The following is a 25,807-nucleotide window of genomic DNA, read 5'->3' on the forward strand; positions in this document are numbered from 1 at the left end:
TGCTGCAGAATACTATCGATAACTAGCCGTTCACGTTCTGACTGATGAATTTGTCCTGATAGGCGCCCTAGAGCGAGATTTCGCGGCTACAATAGTGCGGTTACAACGACGTAATGCACTCAATGCAAGAAAGGATCCGCATGGCAAGCCTGTCGGATGAAATCTCGTCGCGCCGCACATTCGCGATCATCAGCCACCCGGACGCCGGTAAGACCACGCTTACCGAGAAGCTGCTGCTCTATACCGGCAGCATCCAGACTGCCGGCTCGGTCAAGGGCAAGAGCTCGGCCAAGCATGCCGTCTCGGACTGGATGGACATCGAGAAGGAGCGCGGTATTTCCGTTACTTCCTCGGTGCTGCAGTTCACCTACAACGGCGCCTGCGTCAACATCCTCGATACCCCCGGCCACCAGGACTTCTCGGAGGATACCTACCGTACCCTTATGGCCGCCGACGCCGCTGTCATGGTCATCGACGGCGCCAAGGGCGTCGAGGCCCAGACCAAAAAGCTCTTTAAGGTCTGTACGCTGCGCCACATTCCCATTTTCACCTTTGTGAACAAGCTCGATCACGAGGCTCGCGATCCGTTTGAGCTCATGGAAGAGATCGAAAACGTCCTGGGTATCAATACGTATCCCATGAACTGGCCAATCGGCAGCGGTCGCAACTTCCGCGGCGTGTTCGATCGTCAGACCCGTCGCGTCATTGCCTTTGAGGGCGACGGTCATGCCAACGCCACCAAGAAGGTCGCCGAGGTCGAGGCCGAGCTGGGCGATCCTTCCATGGACGAGCTCATCGGCGAGGAAAACCACAAGAACCTGATGGACGACATCGAGTTGCTCGATGGTGCCGGCGACGAGCTCGACTTGGATGCCGTGGCCTGCGGCAAGCTGAGCCCGGCGTTCTTTGGCTCGGCGCTCACCAACTTTGGCGTGGAGCCCTTCCTCAAGGAGTTCCTGCGTCTGGCCCCGACGCCGCGCGCCTATACCGATACGCTCACCAGCGAGCCGGTCGATCCCTGCCGCGACGACTTTAGCGGCTTTGTGTTTAAGATCCAGGCCAACATGGACAAGAACCACCGCGACCGCATCGCCTTTGTGCGCATTTGTTCTGGTAAGTTCGAGCGCGGCATGGATGCCTTCCACGTGCAGGGCAACCGCAAACTCAAGCTTGCTACGGGCACGTCGATGATGGCCGATGACCGCGCCATCGTGGACGAGGCATACGCGGGCGATATCGTGGGCCTGTTCGATCCGGGTATCTTTAGCATCGGTGACACCGTGTGCTCCGGCAAGCGCCACGTGCAGTATCCGCAGATCCCGACGTTTGCCCCCGAGATGTTCGCTCGCATTACGCAGGTCGACACGCTCAAGCGCAAGCAGTTCGTCAAGGGTATGGAGGAGCTTGCCCAAGAGGGTGCCATCCAGATCTTCCGCGAGCTAGGCGCCGGCATGGAGAGCGTCATCGTGGGCGTGGTCGGCGTGCTGCAGTTTGAGGTGCTCGAGCGCCGTCTCAAGGCCGAGTACCGTGTTGAGGTTCGTCGCCAGCCGCTGCCCTATACGGACATCCGCTGGATCCAGAACGACCCTGACACCATCGATATCCCGGGCCTTTCGCTCACGCGCGACACGCTGCGCGTCGAGGACATGCGCGGCGGCAAGCTGCTGCTGTTCACGAGCCCGTGGAACGTGGATTGGGCTACCGACCACAATCCCGACCTTATCCTGTCGGAGTTTGGCAACGTAGCGTTTTAACGCATCGGCGCGGTGGCCCTGCGGGGCTGCCGCGCCGTTTGCTTGCCTGATGCCGTGTGAGCGGCTATCATACCACCGTCGTCTCAAGACCGGGGCGTCCGAGCAGTTCGGGTCCGATATCCTGCTCGTTAAACCTAAAACCAAAGGAGTACATAATGATCAAGAAGGTCATGGAGGACTACAAGGTCCTGTTGCGGAGCATTCCCGCGGCAACGGTTTCGCTGTTTTTCGTGAGCGTCATCATGATGAACCTACTGGCCAACAAAGAGCTCATCAGCCTGCCGTATCTGGCACTCGATTGCGGCTTTGTGGTGAGCTGGGTCTCGTTTTTGTGCCAGGACATGATCTGCAAGCGCTTTGGCGCCAAGGCATCCATTAAAATCTCTATCCTCGCGCTGCTGGTTAACCTGGCCGTGAGCCTGTGCTTTTGGGCATGCTCGCTCACGCCCGGTATGTGGGGTGCCTACTACGACACCGGCATGATCGAGGTCAACACTGCCCTTAACGCCACCATCGGTGGCACCTGGTACGTGGTGCTGGGCTCTTCGCTGGCAATGCTCATTTCTGCCGTGGTTAACTCCACGCTCAACCAGTCGCTCGGCCGTATGCTCAAAAAGAATAACTTTGCGAGCTTTGCCTTCCGCTCCTATGTGTCCACGGGCGTTGGCCAGTTTATCGACAACCTGGTCTTTGCCATTGTGGTAAGCCACACGTTTTTTGGTTGGACCTGGGTACAGGTCCTTATGTGCTCGCTGACCGGCGCTGTTGCCGAGCTGCTGTGCGAGGTCTTCCTGAGCCCCGTGGGCTACAAGGTCGTGCGCGGCTGGGAGCGCGAGAACGTGGGCGCCGAGTACCTCGAGCGCCACGCAACCGCCTAAGGAGCAAGTATGCGGGTTTTGATCACGGGCGCTTCGGGCGGTATCGGAGCCGCGTGCGTGCAGCGCTTTTTGGACGAGGGCCACGAGGTCGTGGGCTTTGATCTGCTGCCGGCGGCGATCGAACACGAGCGCTACCGCCATCTGATCGTTGATGTCCGCGAGCCTAACTCGTTTCCAGGCGACCTTGAGCCTCAGGTAATCGTGAATGTTGCCGGCACGCAGGATTCGGCTGACGACATCGCCGCCAACCTGTGTGGCACCATCAGCGTGACCGAGCGCTACGCCTTTGTGGGGGAGGGGCTTGCCGCCAAGCCGGCGCCGGCTATCAAATCCGTGGTCAATGTGGGGTCGGCGAGCGGGCATACGGGATCGGAGTTTCCCGCCTATGCTGCCAGCAAGGGCGGCGTTATCGCCTACACCAAGAACCTTGCAAACCGCCTGGCACCGCAAGCCATCGCCAACAGTGTGGACCCGGGTGGCGTTATAACGCCGCTCAACCGTTGCGTGATGGAAGACGAGTACCTGTGGAACCAGATCATGGAGCTCACGCCGCTTAAGCGCTGGGCCACTGCCCAAGAGATCGCCGAGTGGATCTACTTTGTGGGCGTGACCAATCGGTTTATGACCGGGCAGAGCCTGCTGATCGATGGCGGCGAGGCCGGCCGCACACAATTTATTTGGCCCGAATAGGAAACGCGCCCGATGGAAAGCCGTCGGGCGCGTTTTTGGTGTATCGATTTTTAGCCGAGGCAAGTCCAGTTGACGGGGGTCGAGCCGTGCTGTTCGAGTAGCCGATTGGCTGCCGAGAAGGGGCGCGACCCCATAAAGGCGGGGAGTTCTGCCGTGGCACGGTTAGCCGAAAGCGGTGAGGGGTGCGTGGAGGCCAGGCAGAACTTGCCGGTCGCCTTGCCCGCGCCGGTCGCGACGAGCTTGCCCTCGACCATCTGTTGGGCAAAGCGGCCCCATGCCAAAAAGACTACCGGCTGGGGCAGCTGGCAGCAGCGTTCGATAACGTAATCGGTGAGCGTGCTCCAGCCCAGTTTGGCGTGCGAGTTGGCGGCATGCTCGCGCACGGTGAGCGTAGTGTTGAGGAGCAGGACGCCCTGCCGTGCCCATGGGGTTAGGTCTCCCGTGGCGGGAATGGGGCAGCCCAGATCGGCTTTGAGTTCCTTGTAAATGTTGCGCAGGCTCGGCGGCAACTTGGTTTGCGTCGCGGGGACCGAGAACGACAGCCCCATGGCCTGGTTGGGTCCGTGATAGGGGTCCTGACCCAAGATGACAACCTTGACCTGGTCGGCCGGCGTGTAGGCGAGGGCATTGAGAATGTCGTCTTGTGCCGGATAGATGGTCTGCTCGGCACGCAAAAGGGCGATGCGCTCGAGCAGCTGGTTCGTAGTATCACGTACCGGCTGCGGCGCATCGCCCAACCAAGTTGCTATGTTGCGGTCGCGGGTCGCGGCGTCCATGGGGCTCCTTTGCGTCAGATGCTCTGTTTGCATCTATTGTAAAGGCGCACCGGTTGCCTTTATGCCGCGGCTGTATAAGGAGTGGGGTCTACGAGACGCGCTCGGGCGCTCCTGCCATGCGAGCCTGTCCATGTGCGCGAAGGCGCGGAAGCTCGACGGTTGCCACCATGACGCCGGTGAGGATGAGAGCGGCGCCAAAGAAGGCGATGGGACTCAGGACCTCGCCGACCAGGAAGAACGAGAAGACGGCAGAGCAGACCGGCTCGAGCGAGAAGGCAAAGCCGGTGGTCTCGGCAGGCACGTGGGGCTGCACGAGCGTTTGGGTGATAAAGCCATAGGCAGAGCAGATGAGTGCGAGTGCGACGACGACCACGACCTCGCCCGGCGTGCCGGGAAGCGTGAAGCCGCCAAAGGTGAATGCTGCGATGCCTGAGAACAAGCCGCCAAAGCCCAGCTGCCAAACGCCCAGGGACAGCGGATCGACTTCTTCGACAAAGCGCTTGGCCACGATAATGTGGCTGGCATAGATAAAGGCCGAGAGCAGCATGATGAGCGCGCCCGGGTTCAGGCTGGTGAAGTCGGCGCCCGAGAGCAGCAACATGCCGCAGGTGACGATGGCGGTGCCGACGAGCACTTTGCGCTCGGGGGCGCGACACAGCAGGGCGGCGTTGGCAAACGGCACGATCACGACCGTCAGGCTCTGCAAAAAGCCGGCAGTGGAGGCAGAGGTGAGGCTGGAGCCCAGGCACATGCAGGTGAGCTCGGTTGCCATAATGGCGCCGATGATGGCGGCGCGGACCACAAGGTCGCGATTGATGCGGAAAGCGCGCTTGTGGAAGAGCAGCAGGCAGGCCGCAAAGGCGATGATGCAGCGCAGCGCAACGATGCTCGTGGCGTTCATGCTGTCCATGCCGATCTTCATGAGGGGATACGAAAAGCCCCATGCGACGGGAACGGAAAATGAGAGCGCGATTGCTTTTTTGCGATCCATGGGGCTCCTTTTGTTACAGAACGGTTTCGTAAAAAGGATTCTGCTCCCAGATATGAATGTAGTAAAGCGAATGTATCTTCAGTATGATTAAGAAATGCTAATGTAGGTAGAAAAAGCCCTGGCAAAACGTTTTACGGTTGCATTGATGTGGAGGCACGATGGCATCGCGGTATCAGATTGTTTGTATGGTGGTCGATTGCGGCAGTCTGAAACGTGCAGCGGACGAGCTGGGCTACACACAAAGCGCGGTGAGCCAGGCCGTCAAGGCGCTCGAGCGCGAGCTGGGTACCACGCTTATCGAGCGCGGCAAGCAGGGCGTGTCGCTTACGCGCGACGGCAAGCAGTATCTGCCGTACCTGCGCCAAATCGTAACTGCCGAGGCCGAGCTTGAGGGCAAGCGCCAGGAACTGCTGGGGCTTTCGTCGACCGATATTCGCATCGCGACGTTTACCAACGTGAGCCGAACCGTGTTGCCGCGTGTGATCCGCGACTTTGGGGCGCTGCACCCGGGCGTACGCTTTACCCTCAAGCAGGGCGATTACACGCGCAACGCTCAATGGGTGCACGATGGCGTGGTTGACTTTTGCTTTACGGCGCGCGGATTTACCGCTGGACTCGAGAAGCGCGTGGTCTATCACGACGAGTTGGTGGCGCTGCTGCCGGCCGCGCATCCGCTGGCGGCAAAGGAAAAGGTGACGCTCGCCGACCTAGCGTCCGAGCCCTTTGTGCTGCTGGATGAGGGCGAACAGAGCCTGGTGCTCGATGCATTTGCGACACATGGGCTGTCGCCGCACGTGACGAGTGAGGTGACTGACGACTACACCATCATGGCGATGGTGGAGGAGGGCCTAGGCGTGAGCATGCTGTATCGCCGTACCGTTGAGGGCATGCGGGCCGATATTCGCGTACGTCCCATCGTGCATGCCCCCTCGCGCGACGTGGTGGCCGCCTGGCGCAGCTGGGACACCATGCCTATCGCCACGAGGCGCTTTATCGACTATATGAGCTCGCATATTGTCAATTAATGACTGGCGTGGCGTTGAGTGCGGTGTTTAGCGGGCTGTCGCTTTGGCTTGGGTGACGCGATAGGTGCGTGCCGGGTGGCAAAGTAGTACCGCCACGACCATAAAGAACGCCGTGGTGCCCAGGCTGATGGGGTAGACCATCATGATGTTCGCAAAGGTGCGGAAGTGTGGGAACACGCAGAACACCCAATAGAAGCGGATGCCGCAGACGCAGATCATGGTGATGAGGGCGGGCGTGAGCGAGATGCCAAAGCCGCGCAGGTAGCCGGACATGTTTTCGTAGAACATGCTAAAGGCGTACGCCGGGAAGATCGAACATACGCGGATATAGCCGATCGAGACGATGTTGGGATCGCTGTTAAAGAGCGACAAGATCTCGCGCCCCAGGCCGACAATAACGATGATTGTGGTGAGTGCAACGATACCGCCTTCGACCAGGCAGACCTTAAGCGTTTTGGTGCAGCGGTCGATCTGGCGGGCACCGTGGTTTTGTCCCACAAAGGTGGTGCAAGCCTGGCTAAAGCTGTTGAGCAGGTTGTAGCATACGTACTCCAAGCTCATAGCGGCGCTCGATGCCGCCATGACCTCGGTGCCCAGGCTGTTGATAGCAGACTGGATGATGATGTTGGCGACGGCAAAGACGGCGCTCTGGATGCCGGCGGGCAGGCCGATCTTGACGATGCGCTTGAGGGCGACGGGGTCTAAGCCTAAGTCGCGCGGGGTGACGCGGACGACGGAGTCGGTCTTGAGCAGGCGGATAAAGAGCGTAGCGGCGCTGACGGTGTAGGCGATGGCGGTGGCGATGGCGACGCCCGCGACGCCCCAGTGGAGTACGGGGACAAAGATGAGGTCCAGGCCAATGTTGAGGACGGTGGACACGGCAAGCGCCTGCAGCGGCATGCGGGTGATGCCGACGGAGCGGAAGATCGCGGCCTCAAAGTTGTAAAGCAAGATCGAGGGCATGCTGAGCAAAAAGACGCGTAGGTAGAGCGAAGCGAGCGGCATGGTTTCGGCGGGAACGTTGAGCGCGGCGAGCATGGGCTCGGCAAAGATCTCGCCCAGTGCGATGACGACAAAGCCCACAAGTGCCATAAGAATCGAGGTGTGGACGGCGCGTTTGACCATGTTCTGATCGTTGCGGCCGATAGCGTTGGCGATGACCACGTTGGAGCCAAGCGACATGCCAATAAACAGGTTGAGCATAAGACTGGTAAGCGGAACATTGGAGCCGACCGCCGCCATGGCGAGGGTTCCCTGGTCGCCCGAGAAGTTACCGATGATGACCGTGGCGATGAGGTTCGACAGTTGCTCCAAGATGCTCGTGGCGGCCACAGGGAAGGCGAACAGGGGAACATTGCGCCACAGCGATCCGGTGGTCATGTCAATGTGCTTAGATACGGTGTCAGCCATACGCTCTCAATCTCTAACATGCTCTTTTGTGCTTATTTGCGCAGACGATGATACTCCTAATCGCCTAGTCATTGGGGACGTTCTAAAACGATTACTCATTCAAGAACGTCCCCAATGACTAGGCGGGGAAGGCGTGCGACAATGGTGGGCGTTGTGTTGTTCGCGCTAAGGAGTTGCCATGTTGTTGTGTCCCGTTTGCCATGAGCCGCTGGTGGATGACGAACGCGGTGCTGCATGCGCGGGTGGGCACCGGTTTGACCGTGCGCGCGAGGGCTATCTATATCTCCTGCGCTCGTCCAAGAGCGGCGACTCCATGGGCGATCCCAAGTCGCAGGCACGCAGCCGTCGCGACTTTCTGAACCGCGGTTACTATGCGCCGTTGCGCGATGCGATGGTCGAGCTGGTGCGCGAGCGGGCGGCAGAGCACGGGGCGTATACGGGCAAGCAGCTGACCTTGCTCGATATTTGCTGCGGCGAGGGCTACTACACCAGCACCATGGGCGCGGTGCCGGGCGTGGATGCTTACGGCTTTGACCTGGGCAAAGAGATGGTGCGCCTTGCCGCCAAGCGCGGCGATGCGACCTACTTCGTGGCCAACATGAAGGACATCCCCGTGGCCGATGGCGCCTTCGATATGGTGACCGAGCTCTTTGCTCCCTTTAACGAGCGCGAGTTTGCCCGCGTACTGTCGCCAGAGGGCTCACTCTATACCGTGGTGCCGGGTGCCCGTCATCTCTTTGGGCTCAAGGAGGTGCTCTACGACACACCGTACCTTAACGATGAGAAGCTGCCGCAGACCACCGAGCTCGAGTTGATCGGAACGCAGCGGGTGTCTGCGAATATAACGCTTCAGACCCAGGCCGACATCGAGGCGGTGTTCCAGATGACGCCGTACTACTACCGCACGCGCCCTGCCGATAAAGAGCGCCTGGCAAACTTGGACACGCTCCAGACCGATATCGACTTTATCATCGCCGAGTACCGCCACAGCTAACAACCTGCCAAAAAGGGACAGATTTATTGTGGCAGGTTTTATCTGGGCAAACGTAAAGGGCCGACCGCGGAGATGTGCGATCGGCCCTATTTAGTTGCTTGGCTGCAGAGGTTATGAGACGCGAGCGCTTACAGGCGGTCCTTGTTCTCGGCCTTAACGGCGTGTGCCTGCTGAACAAAGAACAGGTCGTACACCACGATGAGAAAGGCGACAATATTGACGGCGCTGCCGCCGAGCGCGGGAAGCGTGAGCACGGCCTGCGCAATCGTGGCGATTGCGGCAACGATGCCGAGCTTAAACGCGCCATCCACCTGCGAAGGCTTGTTGGCGCCCTTGATGCCCGCAACACCTGCGGCAAGATCGACAACGCCCTTGGCGACCAGCACGACCGCGGCGAGCATGGCGTTCGACCCGTAGGTGGACTCGAGCTTGCCGGTCGCGATACCGGCGATTCCAATGACGAGACTGGCGATGCCCAGAACAAAATAAATCAGGGCAAGGATTTTGAGTGTCTTGCGAGCGGCGCTCATAGCTGGTCCTTTCGATGCGGGCGCGGAGAATCTGTCGCACCCAGGTTGCGGCACATATCGTGAAGCACATTGTAGTTCAACGGGGCGATGCATGCGTTTGAAAGCGTCTCTTGCCTGTACGGTCCAACCTTTCAAAAAGGAAAGCTGGACGTAAGCCAAATCGATGGCAGCCCATGTGCGGCGCTGCGATGATGAGGCCGTAACAAGGAGCTGGTCTCAAGGAGGAGTCATGATGTACGGAGCAGGGCAAGTGCGTGAGCCGCGGTCGTTGGGAAGGCGCATGGGTGATTCTGTGATCGCTGCCGTGTGCACGGGATTGATGGCGGTGCTTTGCATTGCGATGCTGTGGACCATGTCGCATGTGGGACAATAGCGAACGGTTGGGTGCCAACACAAACGGCGCTCACGTATTCGCTTTGCTTGCTAAGGAGTGCCCATGGGCGTCGTCGATCCCTTTTCTGTTGCTCGGGCTGCGGGGCTTGAGCTGATCGGGAAGTCCGAGGGTCTCACGCTCACCGACGGCACGATGGAGCTGCGCGCCGATTTTGGCCGCATGCTTCCACGACTCAAGCAGGGCCGTTTGCAGCAAGAGCTACTGGTGAAGGCTGCGCGCACAAAAGGCATCGAGCAACCATGGGCGATTGACGCCACGGCGGGCTTTGGCGAGGATTCGCTGCTGTTGGCGGCTGCGGGCTTTACCGTCGATCTGTATGAGCAGGATTGCGTGATCGCGGCGCTTCTCAAGGATGCTTTGGATCGCGCGGCAGATGAACCGGCGCTTTCGACAGCCGTGGCGCGTATGCGCTTACATGCGGGCGAGGACAGCATTGCCGGCCTTCGCCATACAGCTGAGCTGATCGGGCGGGGCGAGCTTGCCGCCCCCGACGTGGTATATCTGGATCCCATGTTTCCCGAACGCACCAAGAGCGCGGCGGTGAAAAAGAAGTTCCAACTCTTGCACCATCTGGAGCAGCCGTGCGCCGATGAGGAGACGCTGGTCGAAGCTGCGCTTGCGGCGCGCCCGCGCAAGGTCGTTATCAAGCGGCCGGTGAAGGGGCCGCTGCTTGCCGGCGTTAAGCCGAGCTATCAACTTGCGGGCAAGGCCGTTCGCTACGATGTGTTGGTGCCGCCGCGCCCGTAGCTTGCGTGCGATGGCTGGCGCTCCGTCAATGCCGTGCCGATGCGGCGCCTATTTCCAAGGGTGCGACGTCAAGTGCCAGCCGCCGCAGTATTCGCATTTGTAGCAGGCCAGCCCGCGGCGTCCGCGGTTTTCGCAGTCGGCCATAACTGCCTCGGCCTCGGCGCGCGTGTCGTAACGGTTTTTGCGCTCGCACGATTTGTAGCGCCAGGCTTCATCGCGCTCGGCGTCCAGGGCGTCGCGGCGCTCGTCCTCGCGTGCAAACAGGTCGCTCATATCGCCGCCGGTAGCAGCGCTTAAAAACTCGCTTTTGGCCTTTGACCAGGCGGCTCGCTTTTTGCTTCCCATCTGCTTCGCGCCCTTCTCCAAACGTTGGTATCATTGCTCAATCAAAGTGATACCAATAAACGTGAGGTCGCCGCGTGATGATCAGAAAAACCCTCGATACCGACATTCCCGCCGTCATGGCCATCTATGACGCGGCTCGCGCCTTTATGCGCGCACATGGCAACACGACGCAGTGGCCCGAGGGCACGCCTTCGGGCGAGCAGCTGGCTGCCGATATCGCCGCCGGTGGCAGCTATGTGTGCGAGGAAGACGGACGCGTGGTGGCGACGTTTGCCTTTCTGCCGGGGTCGGACAGTTCCTACGATGTGATCGAGGGCGGCCAGTGGCGCAGCGACGCCCCGTATGCTGTGCTGCACCGTGTGGCGTCCGATGGCACCGCGCACGGTATCGCGGCTGCGATGTTTGCCTTTGCCAAGGAACGCGCCGATCACCTGCGCATCGACACGCATCGGGACAACCTGCCCATGCAGGGAGCCATCGCCAAGGCCGGGTTTAAGCGCGCCGGTATCGTATATGTGTCGGACGGTACGCCGCGCGTCGCGTTTGATTGGCTGCGCGAGGCATAAAGGCCGAGCCACATACCAGCGTTTTACCAAAAATGGCCCCGAGTGGGGCCATTTTTGGTAAAACGCGTTGTTGTGGGGCTCGCGTTGTTATCGCCCCAGATGAGCCCAGGCAGACAAAAAGGGGAGGTGCCGGCTTTCGCAAGGCGCGAACCTACGAAAATCGCTGCGCGGCAACGCGGGGCGATGAGCTCGGTCGGGGGATAGGGCTCGCTTCGCCCGCCGGCCCGTACATTGTATCATCCAGTGTGGAACGAGGATGCCCGTTGCCGCATGCGATGGGCTTGCAATAAGAGGAGAGCCATGTCGAAGCAAGCGGTCGTTGGAATCTTGGCGCATGTCGATGCCGGCAAGACCACGCTGGCCGAGGCCATGTTGTTCAACGCGGGTCGCATTCGCAAGCGCGGCCGCGTGGACGATGGCGATTCGCATCTGGACACGAACGCGATCGAGCGTGAGCGTGGCATTACGATCTTCTCGTCGCAGGCCGTGCTCGACCATGGCGATACCCACGTCATGCTCGTGGATGCACCGGGGCATGTCGATTTTTCGGCCGAGGCGGAGCGCACATTGCGCGCGCTGGACTACGCGATTTTAGTTGTGGGCGCCAACGACGGCGTGCAGGGGCACACCGAAACCCTGTGGCGCCTGCTTGCGCGCTATGACATCCCGACGTTCATCTATATCAATAAAATCGATTTGGAGAATCCCGGCCGCGATGTCTTGTTGGCACAACTTGGGCAACGTCTTTCCGAGGGCTGCCTGGATGCCAACGAACTGCTGGCGGGCGGGGCCGTTCAGGAGGACGCTGCCGCGTTAGACGAAGAAGCGCTCGAGGAGTTTCTTGAGGCGGGCGAGCTTTCTGTCGCAACGCTGTCGCGCATGGTTGCCGAGCGCAAACTCTTTCCCTGCTTTGCCGGGTCGGCGCTCAAGGACCAAGGCGTGGACGAGCTGCTGGACGGCATATGCGCGCTGATGCGTGAACAGGCATGGCTTCCGGAGTTTGCCGCGCGCGTCTATCGTGTCAGCCGCGGGGATCGCGGCGAGCGCTTGGCTTGGGTTAAAGCGACCGGCGGCACGCTGCATGCCAAGCAGATGATTGACGGACGTTCCGGCGCCGAGGCATGGGAGCAGAAGGTCGATCAGGTACGCATCTATAACGGCGAAAAGTATGAGCTTGCCCAAGAAGTTGCTGCTGGCGGTATTTGTGCTGTGACGGGTCTTGCGCATGTTCGCCCAGGGGACGCCCTGGGCGCGGAGCCCGCGGGCGATGCGCCCGTCATTGCGCCGGTCCTCACCTATACGGTGCTTCCGGGCGAACACGATGTCCATGCGGTGTTCAAAGCGTTGACTGAGCTGGCGGACGAAGATCCCATGCTCGGCGTAAGCTGGAATACGCATCTAGAGCAGATTCATTTGCAGTTGATGGGCGCTGTGCAACTCGAGGTCGTGCAGCGGGTGTTGGCCGATCGTTTTGGCCTTTCGGTTGCGTTTGAGTCTGGCGGCATTCTCTATAAGTAGACTATTTCGCAGCCGGTTGAGGGCGTGGGCCACTTTGAGCCGCTGCGCCACTATGCCGAGGTGCATCTGCGCCTGGAGCCGTTGGCAGCGGGTTCGGGCGTGCAGTTTGGCACCGTGACCTCGACCGACGAGCTCAATCTTAACTGGCAGCGTTTGGCACTCACTAACGCCATGGAGCGCGATCACCTGGGCGTGCTGACCGGCTCGCCCATCACCGATGTACGCATTACGCTCACGGGTGGTCGCGCGCATGCCAAACACACCGAGGGCGGCGATTTTCGCCAGGCCACGTACCGCGCGATTCGCCAGGGGCTCATGCAGGCGCGTGAGGCCGGCGCGGCGGTGCTGTTGGAGCCGTGGTATCGCTTTGAGCTCGAGGTGCCGGGGGAGTGCGTGGGCCGGGCGCTCTCGGATGTCACGCGCATGGGTGCCGAGTACGAGCCGCCGACGATGGCGGGGGACCGGGCGAAGATTGTGGGTCGCGTGCCGGCATCCGAGGTTCAGGATTATGCGCTGGAGGTGGCTGCCTACACGAGTGGTCGCGGGCATCTGTACCTGGAGTTCGCCGGCTATGCGGCTTGCCATGATGCCGAGCACGTAATCGAGACGGCCGCCTATGAGCCCGAGGCCGATCTGCCCAACACGCCCGACTCGGTCTTTTGCTCTCACGGCGCCGGTTACACGGTCAAATGGTACGACGTACCCGCCGCGGCACACGTAAAGGTCGATCCCGCCACCTTCCGCCCCTGGCGTGCAGCAGACGCGGAGTTTTTCGGCCACATGTGACAAAGGGGCAGTTCCTTTTGTTCCATGCTATTGGTATAACTCGGTATAAGTTGGTATAACTATTACCAGGGTTTGCCAATCCGAGGAGTCCGACATGAATCCAAATCCCTTTAAGCCCACTGCCGGCAAGCGGCCTCCGATACTCATTGGTCGCGAGTCGGTCATCGAAGATTTTGAGGAAGGGCTCGATAACGGCGCCGGAGCGCCGGGCAGGCTCATGCTCATTACGGGAAACCGCGGCTGCGGCAAGACAGTTCTCCTGCGGGAGCTGCAACGTCTGGCCAGCGAGCGCGGATGGGCGGTTGTCTCCGATTCCGCTTCGCTTGGCTTATGCGACCGCTTGGCCGACGCGCTTCGCTCGAATAGGCCCGTTGTGACGTCAATGGAATTCGGTCCGTCGTTTGGGCGGATGTCAGTCGAGGCGGCGCGAGCAAAGGGCGAGACGTTGCGAGGGCTGGTCAACGAGCGCCTCAAGAGGCTCGGTCCAGGCAAGGGCATACTGTTTGCGATTGACGAGGCTCAATCTGCGTCTATCGAGGAGCTGGCGGCTCTTGCCGTTCTCTATCAGCAGGTGCTCGGAGACCAGGATGCCACGGGCTTGTCCGATAGCGACCAGCGCGGCCTTGCGCTTGTTTTTGCCGGCTTACCCAGTATGGTTGACGATCTGCTCGAAGAGCCGAGCGTGACGTTTTTGCGGCGTGCCCAGCAGCGTACGCTGGGGGCGATATCTTTGCCCAAGGTGCGCGATTCGTATATCCAGACGGTCAAAGACGCTGGTCTTTACGTTGACGCGGAGACGGCGGACCTTGCGGCGCGCAAAAGCATGGGGCATCCCTATATGGTTCAGCTGGTGGGCTATTACATGTGGCGGTCTGCTGTCCGGCGCAACTCGCGAGTCATTGAAAGGCGCGATGTCGAGGCTGGCTACGCCGATGCCGTCTCCGAGTTCTATGAAGCGGTCGACGCTCCCTTGTATTACGGGTTGCGCAGTCCGCAGCGCCTCTTTATCGAGGCCATGGCGGCTGACGAGGGCAAACCGACTCGCATGGCGGATATCATTGAGCGTTGCGATCGCACCCAAAGCTGGGCGAGCAAATATCGCGCAAGCCTGATTCGCGAGCGCGTCATCGAGGCTGCCGGATACGGCCTCGTCCGGTTTACCGTGCCCATGCTGGGCGAGTATATCCGCGACCGCATTTTATGGTACGAGTAGGGTGATAAAGGTGACGGAACAGAGGATGAGCCCGCAGGCTATCGAGGTACGTGGCGCACGTGTCCATAACCTTAAGGACATCGATATCGATATTCCGCTGGGAAAGCTGGTGGGTATTGCCGGCGTATCGGGTTCGGGCAAGAGCTCGCTGGCGCTGGGGGTTCTTTATGCCGAGGGCTCGCGTCGCTACCTGGAGGCGCTCAGCACCTATACTCGACGTCGCCTGACGCAAGCCGAGCACGCCCAGGTGGACGAGGTGCTGCACGTGCCGGCGGCGCTCGCATTGCATCAGCGCCCCAGCGTGCCGGGCGTGCGTTCCACCTTTGGCACCATGACCGAGCTTAACAATAGCCTGCGTCTGCTCTTTAGCCGTTGCGCCCATCACGTGTGCCCGCACTGCGGGGCGCGCGTTGAGCCGAGCCTTAACGTGGCCGCAGGCCTTTCGCTCACGTGTCCGACGTGCGGCCGCGAGTTCTACGCGCCGAGTGCCGAGGATTTGGCTTTCAATAGCGGTGGCGCGTGTCCCACCTGCGGCGGCACCGGCGTTATGCGCGAGGTGGACGAGGCGAGCCTGGTGCCCGACGAGTCAAAGACTATCAACGAGGGCGCGGTGCTTCCTTGGGGCACGCTCATGTGGGATCTGATGAAGCAGGTGGCCGGCGAGATGGGTGTGCGCACCGACGTGCCGTTTAACCAGCTCACGCCTCAAGAGCGCGACATCGTGTTCCATGGTCCGGCGGTTAAGAAGCATATTCTCTACGTTCCCAAAAACGGCGAGGGCGCCACGCCGCTCGACTTTACCTATTACAACGCTGTCTATACCGTTGAGAATGCGCTCGCCAAGGTTAAGGACGACAAGGGGCTTAAGCGCGTGGCTCGCTTTTTGCGCGAGGGGCCATGCCGTGACTGCGGCGGCACGCGTCTTTCCGAGGCCGCACGCCAGCCCCAGGTACGCGGTATCAATCTGGCGCAGGCCGCGGCCATGACGCTGGGCGAGGCGATTGAGTGGGTGCGCGGGGTGCCTACGTCCTTGCCAGCCGAGATGCAGCCCATGGCAGTGGATATCTGCGATTCGTTTTTGGGCACGGCCCGTCGCCTGGTCGACCTGGGTCTCGATTACCTTTCACTCGATCGCGCCGGTGCCACGCTTTCCACGGGTGAGCGCCAGCGCGTGCAGCTTGCTCGCGTGGTGCGCAATCGATCGACGGGCGTGCTCTATGTGCTGGACGAGCCCTCGATCGGCTTGCATCCTGCCAATGTCGACGGCTTGGTGGGTGTGATGCGCGATCTGGTGGATGACGGCAACACCGTGGTTGTTGTCGACCACGATACGCGCGTACTGGCGGAAGCCGACTATCTGGTCGAGATGGGCCCCGTTGCCGGAGCAGGCGGCGGTAATGTGATTGCCGCTGGCACGGTGGACGAGCTCGAACAATCGCAGGGCAGCCGCATCGCTCCGTTTTTGCGCGCAGAGTCCAAGCGCTTGCGTCCGCAGGTGACTGACGAGGAAATGTTCGACCAGGGGCATATTCGCATGGCAACCGATGCCATCCATACCGTTAAGCCGCTCGAAGTTGATATCCCGCGCGGCCGCCTTGTTGCGGTTACGGGCGTTTCGGGTTCGGGCAAGACGACGTTGGTGCTCGAGACGCTCATCCCGGCGCTTAAGGCGCAGGCAGCCGGCGAGCGCCTGCCAAAACATGTGCGCTGGGTCGATGCCGAAGGCATTGCCCGCGCAAACCTGATTGACGCTACGCCTATCGGCGCCAACGTGCGCTCGACAGTGGCGACTTATGCCGACATTCATGACGAGCTGCGTCGCGCCTTCGCCCGTACGTCCGAGGCCAAAGCAGCCGGCTACAAGGCGGGTGCCTTTAGCTACAACACTGGCGCCTTACGCTGCCCTACGTGCGATGGCACGGGCTCGATATCGCTCGACGTGCAGTTTTTGCCCGACGTCGAGATCGTCTGCCCGGCATGTCGTGGATCACGTTATGCAGACGCGGCTTCGCATATCCATCGCGAGGGCAAGGACGGGAGTCTGCTTACGTTGCCGCAGCTTATGGACATGAGTGTTGACGAGGCCCTCGACGCCACACTGGGGCTCAAGAAAGTCCAGACGCGCTTGCAGACCTTGCACGACCTGGGATTGGGTTATCTCACGCTCGGTGAGCCCACGCCGGCGCTTTCGGGCGGCGAGGCGCAGCGTCTTAAGCTCGCGAGCGAGATGGGACGCGTGCAGGATGATGCCGTATTCGTGTTCGACGAGCCCACGATCGGACTACATCCGCTCGATGTTCAGGTGTTGCTGAGCGTGTTTGACGGCCTCGTTGCCAAGGGCGCCACAGTCGTCGTGATCGAACACGATCTCGACCTTATCCGTAACGCCGATTATGTGATCGACATGGGCCCGGGCGGTGGTGGCGCCGGCGGGCAAATCGTCTGCGCCGGTACGCCAGGCGACACCGCGGCCTGCTCCAAGAGCATTACCGGTCGCTACCTATAGACAATGAGGCAAAGGGACAGCCCCTTTGCCTCATTGATGCCTATTTCACGCACTGAGCGGCGAGATAGTCGCGGAAAAACGGCAATTCAAAAGCGACGATACCGCGCCCGCGTTCTCCGATGATGCCGGCATCTATCATGCGGCGTCGGTAGCGGGAGACCTGCTGCGGCGAACGCTTAAGGCGCTCGACAAGGTCAGCGGTGGTGGACTCTTCCTCGTCATCGAGCATGGCGATGAGGAATCGCTTGTCCTCTGCCGTAAGTTCCCGATAGGTTGCCGCGAGGATTCGGTCGTCCATCTCGTCGCGCGCGATTTTGATTCCCAGGTCAAAGTCGCGTGACGAGATTTCCTTCGAATCGCTTGTGAGATCCCAGGCACGGTAGCCTACAAGTTGCAACAGGAAGGGAAAACCAGAGATCGAGCGAACGGCTCTATCGATTCCCTCAGCATCTGCCAGGCGATCGTTTTCCTGGATTGTGCGAATCAAGGCCTCGCGTACGTCATAGTCGGCAATGCGACCCAGATGATATTGTTGGGCGCGGCGAAGGAACGAGACCGTCTTGTGGTTCAGCAACGTCGAGACGTTGTTGGGAAGTCCCGCCATGAGCAGGGCGACGCGTTTCCCATCGGTCACAAAGTGCTGATACGTCGCTGCGAGCTGAATCATCTCGTCGAGTGTCGGGTCCACCTCGTCAACCGTGACGAGCAGACCGGTGCCCGCCTCGTTGAGCTGGTCGATGATGTCGCTCATGCGATAACGCCAAGTTGAGGCATCGTGAACGCGATTGACCTCGATGCTGCCGAGCGGTGCAATTCCGAGACCGGTGACTTCGAATTGGTTGGACGAGTCGATGAGATGGGCTGCGGCGTGTTTCGTCCCGAACTCGATTTCCTCAAGCATTCCCGGGAGTGCGGTCGTCTTTACGGCTATCCAGCCGTGGGATTCAGCCCTTGTCGCGAGCGACGACATGAGAGCGGTTTTACCGGTTCCACGCGCGCCTGAGAAGATCGAGGTCAATTCTGGGCGCCTGCGCTGGCTCAAGAAGGCACGGTCCAAATCCCGAATAATCTGTTGTCTGCCAGCGAGATGGGCAGGAACCTCGCCAAAGCTAGGGGTAAACGGGTTCTCGAGATATTCCACAAAGCTCTCCTTTCACAGCGCCGTTTAACTTCATTTTACTTTAGTTAATTCTGATTAAAAGTGAGGGCTCTTTATCTAGAGCATCAATTAGGCGTGTGCGCCATCGGCGCGGCGCTTGAATGTGACAAAGGGACAGTTCCTTTGTCACATTCCCGGAAAGCCTGTTTGGCGCAGGGCTTCGTAGAGGACGATGGCGGCGCTGTTGGAGAGGTTGAGTGCGCTGATGCGGTAGTCGTCCGGGTTGACGAAGTTGCCGCAGATATCCTGCCGAAGGATGGTCTCATGGCCGTCCTCGGTATGCCCGAGCGATTCCTCGTGGGCTTCCCAGGCCTCGGCGTTATCGAGCGAGTCGCAATCGCGCAGCATCGGGATGCGCTCGCAGCGCTCGGGCGCCGCCGCGAGCAGTGGCTCGGGAATGCCCGAGCTCTCGCTGCCAAAGACCAAGTAGTCGCCGTCGCGGTAGGTGCTTTGCGCATAGGTGCGGCGTGCCTTTTTGGTCAACAGATGTAGGTGCTCGTCGGCAGGGGAGAGGCCGTTGCGCGCAAGGAAATCCTCCCAGCCGGCATAGGTCGTCACGTCCAAGTTTTGCCAGTAGCCCAGGCCGGCGCGACGTACCGTTTTGTCGTCGAGCGAAAAGCCCAGCGGCTCCACCAGATGCAGGCGGGCGCCGGTGACCACGCAGGTACGGCCGATATTGCCCGTATTGGCGGGAATCTCGGGCGCATACAGCACAATGTTGAACATGAATCTCCTTGGCTCAGAACGAAAAACCACCACGAAGGGCACCTTCGTGGTGGTTGGCGACTACTTTTCGGACAAATGCCCGCTTGGATAAACCTAGGCGCGGTGCCAGTCGGTCAGGCAGGCATCGAGGGAGGCGATGAGCGCATCCTTGTCCATGTGACGGCCGATGATGCACAGGCTCGTCATGCGGTCGCCCGTCTCGTCGTCCCAAATCTGCATGATTTCGGGGTTCTCGTCGATGATCTTCTGCTTCTCGCCCTCGGGCGCCGAGTCAACGAACAGGCCGTTCTCCATCAGGCGCATCTGGTGGCCGGCCTGCTCAAACATGTAGCACATGTCCGGATCGCCGGTCTGCCACAGCGGACCCTTGACGCGGATGACCTCGTCGGGCCACTCCTGCTCAACAAAATTGGTGAACTTCTGCAGGTCAAACGGCTTGCGGCGCGAGTACACAAAGGTTTCGATGTCGTACTCGAGCACCTCGGGGTCGTCGTGCTCCTCGGGATGCTCCATGGCCTCGATCCAGGCGGCGGAGTTGTAGGCGCGCATAAAGTCGAAGCGGTCGGTGTCGAGCAGCTCCTCCATGGGAACCTCGCCGTTTTGAGCCTCGACAATCACAGCGTCCTTCTGCAGGCTGCGCACGATGGCCTTAAGCTCGGCGATCTGCTCGGGCGTCACGGTATCGGTCTTGTTGAGGATCAGCGTGGAGCAGAACTCGATCTGCTGGATGAGCAGGCTCTCGATGTCGTCCTCGTCGATATCCTCTGCCAGCAGGTCGCGGCCGCCGTTGAACTCGTCGTACATGCGGGCGCAGTCGACCACGGCCACGATGTTGTCGAGCGCGAGCTTGGGCTCGCCGCCCACCTTGGCCTCGTCGCAGAAGCTCGAGATGGTGTAGGCGATGGGGATGGGCTCGCAAATACCCGAGGCCTCGATGATGATGTAGTCGAAGTTGCCCGAATCGGCGATGCCCTGCAGCTGGTTGGCCAGGTCATCCGAAAGCGTGCAGCAGATGCAGCCGTTGGTGAGCGGGATGAGGTCATCGGTCTCGGAAAGGCCGCCGTCGGCGATAAGGCTGGCGTCGACGTTGATCTCGCCGATATCGTTGACGATCACGGCGGCGCGGATGCCGCCGTCGTTAGCGAGGATGTGGTTGAGCAGCGTGGTCTTGCCGGCACCGAGGTATCCGGTAAGCATGATGATCTTCACGGGTTTGTTGGGCATGTGCCCTCCTTTGTTAGACATGGCTTACAGTTGAATCTTATGCCAAACGCCTGCTCTTATACCCACGCGCCGGCAAATAACACAAGCTACTCCCAGGCTCCCCATACATCGGGGCAATAACCGACGGTGGCCTTTTTGCCGTTGCGCACGATGGGCTCGGCCAAGACCTGCTGGTTCTCGAGCAGCTTGTCGAAGCGCTGACTGGGGGTGAGGTGCTGAATGAGCGCGAGCGTCTCCTCGTCCTTGGCTTTGGGGTTGAGCAGCTTGTCGATGCCGCCGACCGCTTGCATCACGCTCGTGAGCTCGCCTTTGCTCATCTCCTTTTCCTTAAGGTCGATAAACTGCACCTTAATGCGGCGCTCCTTAAAATAGCGCTGGGCCTTTTTGGTGTCGAACGACTTCTTAGTCCCGAAGATTTGAATATTCATGGTTTCGCCGCTCTATCGAATGAAGTTGGTCGTTGCGTGATCTGCCTCGGGTGCGTTGATGCCGGCGGCCTGTCCTGCCTCGATGCAGCGCAGGAGCCAGGCCATGTTTTTGCCGATGTTTCGCATGGTGGCAAGGCCCTCGGCGTCCCCATCGGCGTCGCCGGGCACGCGGCCAAACACGTTGTTCCAGTAGGTGGAGGCAACTACGGGCATTTGCTTAATGGTGAAGTACTTGTTGAGCACATCGAAGGTGGTCGACGTGCCGCCGCGACGGGCGACGGCGACCGCGGCGCCGGGTTTGTGCTCAAAGGCATGCCCGCCTGCATAGAAGGCGCGATCGAGGGCCGAAAGGATGCGGCCGCTGGGGTGCGCATAGTAGACGGGTGAGCCAAAGACAAAACCATCTGCCTGCTCGGCGGCAGCGATGAGCCCGTTCACCACGTCGTCGTCAAAGGTGCAGCGACCGCCAAGCTTGCCACACTGGCCGCAACCGATGCAATCGCGAATGGGCTTGGCGCCCAGCTGAAACACCTCGGTATCAATGCCTTCTGCATTAAGTTGCTCGACGACTTCGGCGAGTGCACGGGCGGTGTTGCCGTTTGCCTTGGGACTGCCATTGACCAAAAGAACCTTCATCACAAACTCCCTCTGCTTTTGGTGACTTCTGCAGAGGATTATCGCACGATGGGGGAGGCGGTGCGGGCGCGGTGCTAATCCAGTTTGGTACCTGGCACCTGCACGGCTTTCCCGAGCAACGCTTTGAGCTCGTTCAAAATGGAAACAGGCTGACGGTCGACGCCGTCCAGATGGAGCGTGGCCACGCGAATGGGCGGCTGATATTCAAGCGAGCCGATGAGCACGGGAGAACCCAGGAACCGTTCGATGTCGCTTGCGATCTCATCGATTGCCTCGGGGCCGAGCTCATCGAAAAGCGCCACGAACATTGGTCCCGTCGAGCGGAACAAGCGACCCTTGCCGCGCGAACAGTCCATGAGGCAGGCGGCGCTTTCGGCGAGCACGCGGTCGCCTGCATCGAATCCAAAGCGGGCATTGACTTCGGCGATATCGTCGACCTTAATGGCAATAAAGCCTGCCTCGCGCGCCACGCGGCGCATCTCTCCAATAGCGTTGACCAGCGCGTGGACATCGCCCAGGCCCGTTACCGAGTCGGTCGTATCTGCCAAGCTTCGGTTGATGATAATGCCCACATACATGCTGGGCTCGGTATCGGTGCCGTCCAAACGGTAGCCCGTGCAGTCGCAAAGCACGTATTTTCCGGTGGCATCCATTACGCGATACTGCATGTAATGGAAGTGCCACGTGCCGTTTATCACCATGTCGAGCTCGGCGCGTACGTTGTCGCGGTCCTCGGGATGAACGCGGGCGAGCCACATGTCGAGTGAGTTAAAAGGGTGCTGGGAGGGCAGGTCAAAATCGCGCACGGCGTTAACCGACCATTGCGATTCGCCCGTATCGAGATTGAGGATGAACGGATAGCGCGTCTCGGAGCTCATGGAGATCGCTTGGAACACCCGGTCGTTGCAGGGAAGCTGATCGACGATTGGGCGTTGCGGCGCGTCATTGTTTTCCGGTTGCTGTACACGATGCATAAGCTTATAGCGATACATCTTGCGATCGGCATCCATCGTCATCTGGCGACGCGTGTCGCCGGCAAGTGGATCGACGCGCGAGCAGCCAAAGCTAAAGCTGGCGATCATGGGCGCCTTGCCATCTGAGCTCGCCTCGATCAGCCCGGCACGTACCTGCTCCAAGCGCTGCTCGAGTTCAGTCTCGTTTGCGGAGAGCGAGATAAGCACAAACTCGTCTCCACCGATACGGAACAGCATCTCATCGTGCTCCATGGTTTCGGAGAGCGTGCGGCAGATGCTCAGAATATAGCGATTGCCTTCGGCGTGGCCAAACCTATCATTGCAATGCTTGAGATGGTCGATGTCAATATAGGCGCAGGTGAAGGGGTCGCCTTTGCGCCAGAGTTGCTCGACGTGACGGTCGAGTCCGCTGCGGTTGCCCAAGTTGGTGAGCGGATCGATATAGGCGTTGCGCTCAAGCAGCTGGCGCTCTTGTTGCAGGATGGCATGCGTCTTTTGCAGTTGCTCACCAACGGCGCGTAGCTCAGCAGGCAGCGCGGCAACATCGAGTTCGGCGGTCGAGATGCCATTCGCAAGTCGCTGAAGATAGGCAATAATCAATTGCTCACCCAGGCGATATGACTCGTTCATGATGGATAACCTCCTTGGGCGGAACAATGGTTTGTATCATATCCCCAATTCGGTTTGAATTGGGGATATAAGTTAGCTAATGGAGGCAAATTCCCCCTTCGGCGGTGGCGTTTTGCGCGCGAGCGTATCAGTTGTTATTGCCACCATCGAGCAATGCCTCAAAATCCTTCGCCGGCATGGGGCGGTAGTAGAGGAAGCCCTGAGCGTAGCGGGCGCCCATTTGTCGTAGCATGTTCGCCTGCTCATTTGTCTCGACGCCTTCGACCTCGACGGGCAGATGGAGCGACTGCGCCATTTCGAGCATCGATGAAATGATTTGCGTGCTGCGGCCTTGATCGCGGTCGGTGGGTACAAAGGCGCGGTCGAGCTTGATGACGTCGACGTTGACGTTCTTGAGCATCGCGAGCGTGGACTGACCGGTGCCAAAATCGTCCATATAGGTCGAGAAGCCGCGGGTGTGCAGGTCGGCCGTCAGTTTGTCCACGGCCTCGGACTCTCCCGTATAAGCCGTCTCGGTGATCTCGATACGCATGAGCTCGGGCGGTAGGTTGTATTGGGCGGCAAGCGCCCCCATATGTTCGGCAACGTCGCAGGCAAGGATATCCACGCGCGACACATTAAGCGAAACCGGAACCACACGAAGTCCTCGATCGATGCGCTCGCGCAGCCATGAGGCGACACCCTGCCAAATGTACTTGTCGAGCGTCACCACAAAGCCGCTATCCTCGAGTGCGGGGATAAACGTTGCGGGCGAAATGAGAGAGCCGTCCTTGTCAATCCAGCGGGTGAGTGCTTCGGCGCCAATAATCTCGCCGGTTTCCATATCGACCTGGGGCTGCAGGTAGTACGTGATACGGCCGTTTGAGAGCGCGTATTGGAACTCGGTCAGCGTGCGGTGGAACGCAATCTCGTGCTCATATTCCTCGGGGCGGAAAATAGCAATGCGCTCCTTGAAGTCGTTTTTGGCGCGTCGATTGGTAAACATGGCCTTGGCCTGGGCATCGATGGTGATTTCCTCGCTAGCGTCGATGGGGCATACGCCCATGGACGGCCAAAAGCCTACGCCGTCGTCGTGCTTGGCTACAGCCTCGCGCACGCGCGCATAGACTCGGTGAACGAAATCGTGCTCAAAGGGTATGAGCAGACAAAAGTCGTCTTGTCCCCAGTATCCCGCGACACCCATGTCGGCGTTCTCGATATCCTTGAGCACCGTGCCCACATCGGCAAGCATACGGTCGCCTTCGGTCTGTCCATACCATTCGTTAAATAGGCGCATGTGGCCCATGTCGACGGTGGCGATACACCAAGCGCCGTCGCGCCTTGCCTTGATGAAGGCATTGGCACGGCGCATAAACTCGCTGGGGCGGTAGAGGCCTGTGAGCATATCGAGGTGCTCGGCGACGGCGCCTTTGCGTTCCATCTCGGGTATGGGCAGACTGTCGTTGGGAACAAGTCCGCCGGCCGTGCGAAGGCGACGATCGAGTTCGCCCAAAACAGTCGATGCTTGGGAGTCCAGGCGTTCGTAAAAGGTCGGGACGACAAGACAGACGGGAGCAATGGTGTCGCCTGCGATTTGCACAGGAGCGAAAACAGCCTCTTTAAGGTGGTGGGTCAGTTGCTCGAATGCCTCGTGGTCCAGGTCGTTGCTGAGCACGACGAACTGGACGCTACGTGAACGGTAGACCCTGCTCCTGCCGCGGGTGATCGACAGCATGCGGCCTGCGTATTCGGCGAGCATGTTGTCGACAGCCTCGGCTCCGTAGAGCTCGTTGAGCTTTGTCGTGCCACGAACGCGCACCGCTATAAGGCCCGTCTCGCAACGGTCGCAACGACAGGCGTCGATGGCATTGACCAACATGCGCTGGGTGCCGAGGCCTGTCGCGGCGTCGACGGTTTCGGCAAGTGAGTGGTTGACGAGCTCGCCGACATAGAGCGAGGGGACATTTTCGTCGCCGTCGATGCGAAACCCGCGAGCACGGCAGAGGACGTAGTCGCCGACGGCATTGCGCACACGATACTGCATGACGCGACGGTGCTTGGTGCCGTTATAGACCTGGTCGATGTCGTTGATGTAGGCCTCAAGGTCATCGGGATGCACGCGCGTTTTCCAGTAATCGCGACAGTTGTCTATGTGCTCCGAGGGAAGGCCAAGATCGCGCAAGGCGCCTTGCGACCAAAGGGTGCGATGTTTGTCCAAGTTCTCGATAAAGAAATAGCGGCCCTCGTTGAGCATCGAAAAGGCGTCGAAAATGCGATCGCTTATTTCGAAGTCGTCGGTGTGGACTTGCGAGATATTGCGCCGATCAAGGTGTACGGCATGACGTAGCTTGTAGTCGTACATGCGATGGTCGGCATCGAGTGTCATGCGATTGGGGGCCTCGCCCAGGGCGGGGTCGGCATGTGACACTCCGTAGCTAAACGAGTGAGGCATCTCGGAATCGTTGTTTTTGAGCAGGACCGTTCGGCAGTGTTCCAGACGTTCGGCGAGGTCGTCCTCGGTCGCAACCGTAGACAGGATGGCAAACTCGTCGCCGCCTATGCGAAACGCCGCCTCGTCCACCTTCATATACAGCTTGAGATAGAGGCTTACCTGCAAGATATAGCGGTTGCCCTCGTCATGCCCAAAGATGTCGTTGCAGTGCTTAAGGTTATCGATGTCGATAAACGCCATGGTCACGGGCAGTTCCTGCTCCCAGATTTCCTCTAAGGAGCGAGCAAAGCCGCCGCGGTTGCCAAGTCCGGTAAGCTGGTCGGTAAAGGCGGTCCTAATCAGATCATCCTGACGCTCGAGAAGGTCGCGAACGGTCTTTTCGAGCGTTTCGGTGTAATTGCTGACAGTATCCATGTCGTAAGCGGCTTTCTGAGGTCGGGCGGATTGCGTCGGGCGAGCTCGTCGTGTACACGCGT

Annotated in this window: 23 protein-coding genes; 11 read left to right on the plus strand and 12 right to left on the minus strand. The window is 60.0% G+C overall.

The window, feature by feature from the left end; genetic code table 11:
• The first annotated feature begins 140 nt into the window (after window positions 1-140).
• The 3 genes from ABCP74_RS04880 to ABCP74_RS04890 all read left to right on the plus strand — a co-directional run bounded on the left by ABCP74_RS04880 (window position 141) and on the right by ABCP74_RS04890 (window position 3,322).
• Window positions 141-1,754 carry a peptide chain release factor 3 gene (locus ABCP74_RS04880; protein WP_055286676.1) on the plus strand — a complete coding sequence of 538 codons (1,614 nt, stop codon included), beginning with the start codon at window positions 141-143 and terminating at the stop codon, window positions 1,752-1,754.
• A 155-nt stretch (window positions 1,755-1,909) separates the two neighbouring features.
• A complete protein-coding gene (locus ABCP74_RS04885; RefSeq protein ID WP_343000910.1) occupies window positions 1,910-2,632 on the plus strand; it encodes a VUT family protein in 723 nt (240 codons plus the stop codon).
• Between the two features lie 9 nt (window positions 2,633-2,641).
• Window positions 2,642-3,322, plus strand: coding sequence for an SDR family NAD(P)-dependent oxidoreductase (locus tag ABCP74_RS04890; RefSeq protein WP_343000909.1), 681 nt, complete (start codon window positions 2,642-2,644; stop codon window positions 3,320-3,322).
• 50 nt (window positions 3,323-3,372) lie between these two features.
• Here the strand turns inward: ABCP74_RS04890 and ABCP74_RS04895 are convergent, their stop codons facing one another.
• A complete protein-coding gene (locus tag ABCP74_RS04895) occupies window positions 3,373-4,098 on the minus strand; it encodes a uracil-DNA glycosylase (RefSeq protein ID WP_343000908.1) in 726 nt (241 codons plus the stop codon).
• A gap of 88 nt (window positions 4,099-4,186) precedes the next feature.
• The gene (locus ABCP74_RS04900) at window positions 4,187-5,089 is read right to left on the minus strand and encodes a DMT family transporter (RefSeq protein ID WP_343000907.1); all 903 of its coding nucleotides are present in this window, start codon (window positions 5,087-5,089) and stop codon (window positions 4,187-4,189) included.
• Between the two features lie 158 nt (window positions 5,090-5,247).
• On the opposite strand from ABCP74_RS04900, the gene ABCP74_RS04905 reads away from it, so the two are divergent.
• Complete coding sequence (locus ABCP74_RS04905; RefSeq protein WP_343000906.1) at window positions 5,248-6,114, plus strand: LysR family transcriptional regulator; 867 nt, start codon at window positions 5,248-5,250, stop codon at window positions 6,112-6,114.
• A 27-nt stretch (window positions 6,115-6,141) separates the two neighbouring features.
• On the opposite strand, the gene ABCP74_RS04910 is transcribed toward ABCP74_RS04905, so the two are convergent.
• On the minus strand, window positions 6,142-7,524 hold the full coding sequence (locus tag ABCP74_RS04910) for an MATE family efflux transporter (protein WP_343000905.1): 1,383 nt from the start codon (window positions 7,522-7,524) through the stop codon (window positions 6,142-6,144).
• A gap of 178 nt (window positions 7,525-7,702) precedes the next feature.
• Here ABCP74_RS04910 and ABCP74_RS04915 point away from each other — a divergent pair, with 178 nt between their 5' ends.
• Window positions 7,703-8,518, plus strand: coding sequence for a putative RNA methyltransferase (locus ABCP74_RS04915; protein WP_343000904.1), 816 nt, complete (start codon window positions 7,703-7,705; stop codon window positions 8,516-8,518).
• A gap of 128 nt (window positions 8,519-8,646) precedes the next feature.
• Here the strand turns inward: ABCP74_RS04915 and ABCP74_RS04920 are convergent, their stop codons facing one another.
• Window positions 8,647-9,048, minus strand: coding sequence for a hypothetical protein (locus ABCP74_RS04920; RefSeq protein ID WP_343000903.1), 402 nt, complete (start codon window positions 9,046-9,048; stop codon window positions 8,647-8,649).
• Window positions 9,049-9,484: 436 nt separating this feature from the next.
• Here ABCP74_RS04920 and ABCP74_RS04925 point away from each other — a divergent pair, with 436 nt between their 5' ends.
• Window positions 9,485-10,189, plus strand: coding sequence for a class I SAM-dependent methyltransferase (locus ABCP74_RS04925; protein ID WP_343000902.1), 705 nt, complete (start codon window positions 9,485-9,487; stop codon window positions 10,187-10,189).
• A gap of 48 nt (window positions 10,190-10,237) precedes the next feature.
• On the opposite strand, the gene ABCP74_RS04930 is transcribed toward ABCP74_RS04925, so the two are convergent.
• Window positions 10,238-10,534, minus strand: coding sequence for a hypothetical protein (locus ABCP74_RS04930; protein ID WP_118081365.1), 297 nt, complete (start codon window positions 10,532-10,534; stop codon window positions 10,238-10,240).
• A gap of 77 nt (window positions 10,535-10,611) precedes the next feature.
• Here ABCP74_RS04930 and ABCP74_RS04935 point away from each other — a divergent pair, with 77 nt between their 5' ends.
• From ABCP74_RS04935 to ABCP74_RS04955, 5 genes are all read left to right on the plus strand, one after another.
• Entirely contained in the window at window positions 10,612-11,100 is a 489-nt protein-coding gene (locus tag ABCP74_RS04935) for a GNAT family N-acetyltransferase (RefSeq protein ID WP_343000901.1), read from the plus strand.
• A gap of 300 nt (window positions 11,101-11,400) precedes the next feature.
• The gene (locus ABCP74_RS04940; RefSeq protein ID WP_343000900.1) at window positions 11,401-12,618 is read left to right on the plus strand and encodes a GTP-binding protein; all 1,218 of its coding nucleotides are present in this window, start codon (window positions 11,401-11,403) and stop codon (window positions 12,616-12,618) included.
• 24 nt (window positions 12,619-12,642) lie between these two features.
• Window positions 12,643-13,404: a hypothetical protein gene (locus tag ABCP74_RS04945; RefSeq protein WP_343000899.1), complete on the plus strand. Its 762-nt coding sequence runs from the start codon at window positions 12,643-12,645 to the stop codon at window positions 13,402-13,404.
• Window positions 13,405-13,498: 94 nt separating this feature from the next.
• On the plus strand, window positions 13,499-14,617 hold the full coding sequence (locus tag ABCP74_RS04950) for an AAA family ATPase (protein WP_343000898.1): 1,119 nt from the start codon (window positions 13,499-13,501) through the stop codon (window positions 14,615-14,617).
• A gap of 25 nt (window positions 14,618-14,642) precedes the next feature.
• Window positions 14,643-17,123, plus strand: a complete 2,481-nt coding sequence (locus ABCP74_RS04955) for an excinuclease ABC subunit UvrA (RefSeq protein WP_425458545.1) — start codon at window positions 14,643-14,645, stop codon at window positions 17,121-17,123.
• Between the two features lie 40 nt (window positions 17,124-17,163).
• On the opposite strand, the gene ABCP74_RS04960 is transcribed toward ABCP74_RS04955, so the two are convergent.
• The 7 genes from ABCP74_RS04960 to ABCP74_RS04990 all read right to left on the minus strand — a co-directional run bounded on the left by ABCP74_RS04960 (window position 17,164) and on the right by ABCP74_RS04990 (window position 25,745).
• On the minus strand, window positions 17,164-18,264 hold the full coding sequence (locus ABCP74_RS04960) for an AAA family ATPase (RefSeq protein WP_271737589.1): 1,101 nt from the start codon (window positions 18,262-18,264) through the stop codon (window positions 17,164-17,166).
• Between the two features lie 144 nt (window positions 18,265-18,408).
• Window positions 18,409-19,008: a tRNA (cytidine(34)-2'-O)-methyltransferase gene (locus tag ABCP74_RS04965; protein ID WP_343000895.1), complete on the minus strand. Its 600-nt coding sequence runs from the start codon at window positions 19,006-19,008 to the stop codon at window positions 18,409-18,411.
• Between the two features lie 93 nt (window positions 19,009-19,101).
• Entirely contained in the window at window positions 19,102-20,232 is a 1,131-nt protein-coding gene (locus ABCP74_RS04970; RefSeq protein WP_138341106.1) for a GTP-binding protein, read from the minus strand.
• Window positions 20,233-20,318: 86 nt separating this feature from the next.
• Window positions 20,319-20,660 (minus strand): arsenate reductase family protein, encoded by a 342-nt coding sequence (locus ABCP74_RS04975; protein WP_022093957.1) that lies wholly within the window; start codon window positions 20,658-20,660, stop codon window positions 20,319-20,321.
• Between the two features lie 12 nt (window positions 20,661-20,672).
• Window positions 20,673-21,296, minus strand: a complete 624-nt coding sequence (locus tag ABCP74_RS04980; protein WP_343000894.1) for a flavodoxin family protein — start codon at window positions 21,294-21,296, stop codon at window positions 20,673-20,675.
• Between the two features lie 74 nt (window positions 21,297-21,370).
• Window positions 21,371-22,900: a diguanylate cyclase domain-containing protein gene (locus ABCP74_RS04985; RefSeq protein ID WP_343000893.1), complete on the minus strand. Its 1,530-nt coding sequence runs from the start codon at window positions 22,898-22,900 to the stop codon at window positions 21,371-21,373.
• Between the two features lie 127 nt (window positions 22,901-23,027).
• Complete coding sequence (locus tag ABCP74_RS04990) at window positions 23,028-25,745, minus strand: bifunctional diguanylate cyclase/phosphodiesterase (protein WP_343000892.1); 2,718 nt, start codon at window positions 25,743-25,745, stop codon at window positions 23,028-23,030.
• Window positions 25,746-25,807: the final 62 nt, after the last annotated feature.

This window comes from Collinsella aerofaciens, from assembly GCF_039062315.1.
Classification (GTDB): Bacteria; Actinomycetota; Coriobacteriia; order Coriobacteriales; family Coriobacteriaceae; genus Collinsella; species Collinsella aerofaciens_BG.

Coding starts and splice junctions, on each gene's coding strand:
- ABCP74_RS04895 (WP_343000908.1), bottom strand. CDS start 4,098: ATGGACGCCGCGACCCGCGACCGCAACATAGCAACTTGGTTGGGCGAT.
- ABCP74_RS04935 (WP_343000901.1), top strand. CDS start 10,612: ATGATCAGAAAAACCCTCGATACCGACATTCCCGCCGTCATGGCCATC.
- ABCP74_RS04900 (WP_343000907.1), bottom strand. CDS start 5,089: ATGGATCGCAAAAAAGCAATCGCGCTCTCATTTTCCGTTCCCGTCGCA.
- ABCP74_RS04915 (WP_343000904.1), top strand. CDS start 7,703: ATGTTGTTGTGTCCCGTTTGCCATGAGCCGCTGGTGGATGACGAACGC.
- ABCP74_RS04980 (WP_343000894.1), bottom strand. CDS start 21,296: ATGAAGGTTCTTTTGGTCAATGGCAGTCCCAAGGCAAACGGCAACACC.
- ABCP74_RS04940 (WP_343000900.1), top strand. CDS start 11,401: ATGTCGAAGCAAGCGGTCGTTGGAATCTTGGCGCATGTCGATGCCGGC.
- ABCP74_RS04965 (WP_343000895.1), bottom strand. CDS start 19,008: ATGTTCAACATTGTGCTGTATGCGCCCGAGATTCCCGCCAATACGGGC.
- ABCP74_RS04885 (WP_343000910.1), top strand. CDS start 1,910: ATGATCAAGAAGGTCATGGAGGACTACAAGGTCCTGTTGCGGAGCATT.
- ABCP74_RS04950 (WP_343000898.1), top strand. CDS start 13,499: ATGAATCCAAATCCCTTTAAGCCCACTGCCGGCAAGCGGCCTCCGATA.
- ABCP74_RS04880 (WP_055286676.1), top strand. CDS start 141: ATGGCAAGCCTGTCGGATGAAATCTCGTCGCGCCGCACATTCGCGATC.
- ABCP74_RS04905 (WP_343000906.1), top strand. CDS start 5,248: ATGGCATCGCGGTATCAGATTGTTTGTATGGTGGTCGATTGCGGCAGT.
- ABCP74_RS04970 (WP_138341106.1), bottom strand. CDS start 20,232: ATGCCCAACAAACCCGTGAAGATCATCATGCTTACCGGATACCTCGGT.
- ABCP74_RS04990 (WP_343000892.1), bottom strand. CDS start 25,745: ATGGATACTGTCAGCAATTACACCGAAACGCTCGAAAAGACCGTTCGC.
- ABCP74_RS04920 (WP_343000903.1), bottom strand. CDS start 9,048: ATGAGCGCCGCTCGCAAGACACTCAAAATCCTTGCCCTGATTTATTTT.
- ABCP74_RS04955 (WP_425458545.1), top strand. CDS start 14,643: ATGAGCCCGCAGGCTATCGAGGTACGTGGCGCACGTGTCCATAACCTT.
- ABCP74_RS04930 (WP_118081365.1), bottom strand. CDS start 10,534: ATGGGAAGCAAAAAGCGAGCCGCCTGGTCAAAGGCCAAAAGCGAGTTT.
- ABCP74_RS04910 (WP_343000905.1), bottom strand. CDS start 7,524: ATGGCTGACACCGTATCTAAGCACATTGACATGACCACCGGATCGCTG.
- ABCP74_RS04975 (WP_022093957.1), bottom strand. CDS start 20,660: ATGAATATTCAAATCTTCGGGACTAAGAAGTCGTTCGACACCAAAAAG.
- ABCP74_RS04925 (WP_343000902.1), top strand. CDS start 9,485: ATGGGCGTCGTCGATCCCTTTTCTGTTGCTCGGGCTGCGGGGCTTGAG.
- ABCP74_RS04985 (WP_343000893.1), bottom strand. CDS start 22,900: ATGAACGAGTCATATCGCCTGGGTGAGCAATTGATTATTGCCTATCTT.
- ABCP74_RS04890 (WP_343000909.1), top strand. CDS start 2,642: ATGCGGGTTTTGATCACGGGCGCTTCGGGCGGTATCGGAGCCGCGTGC.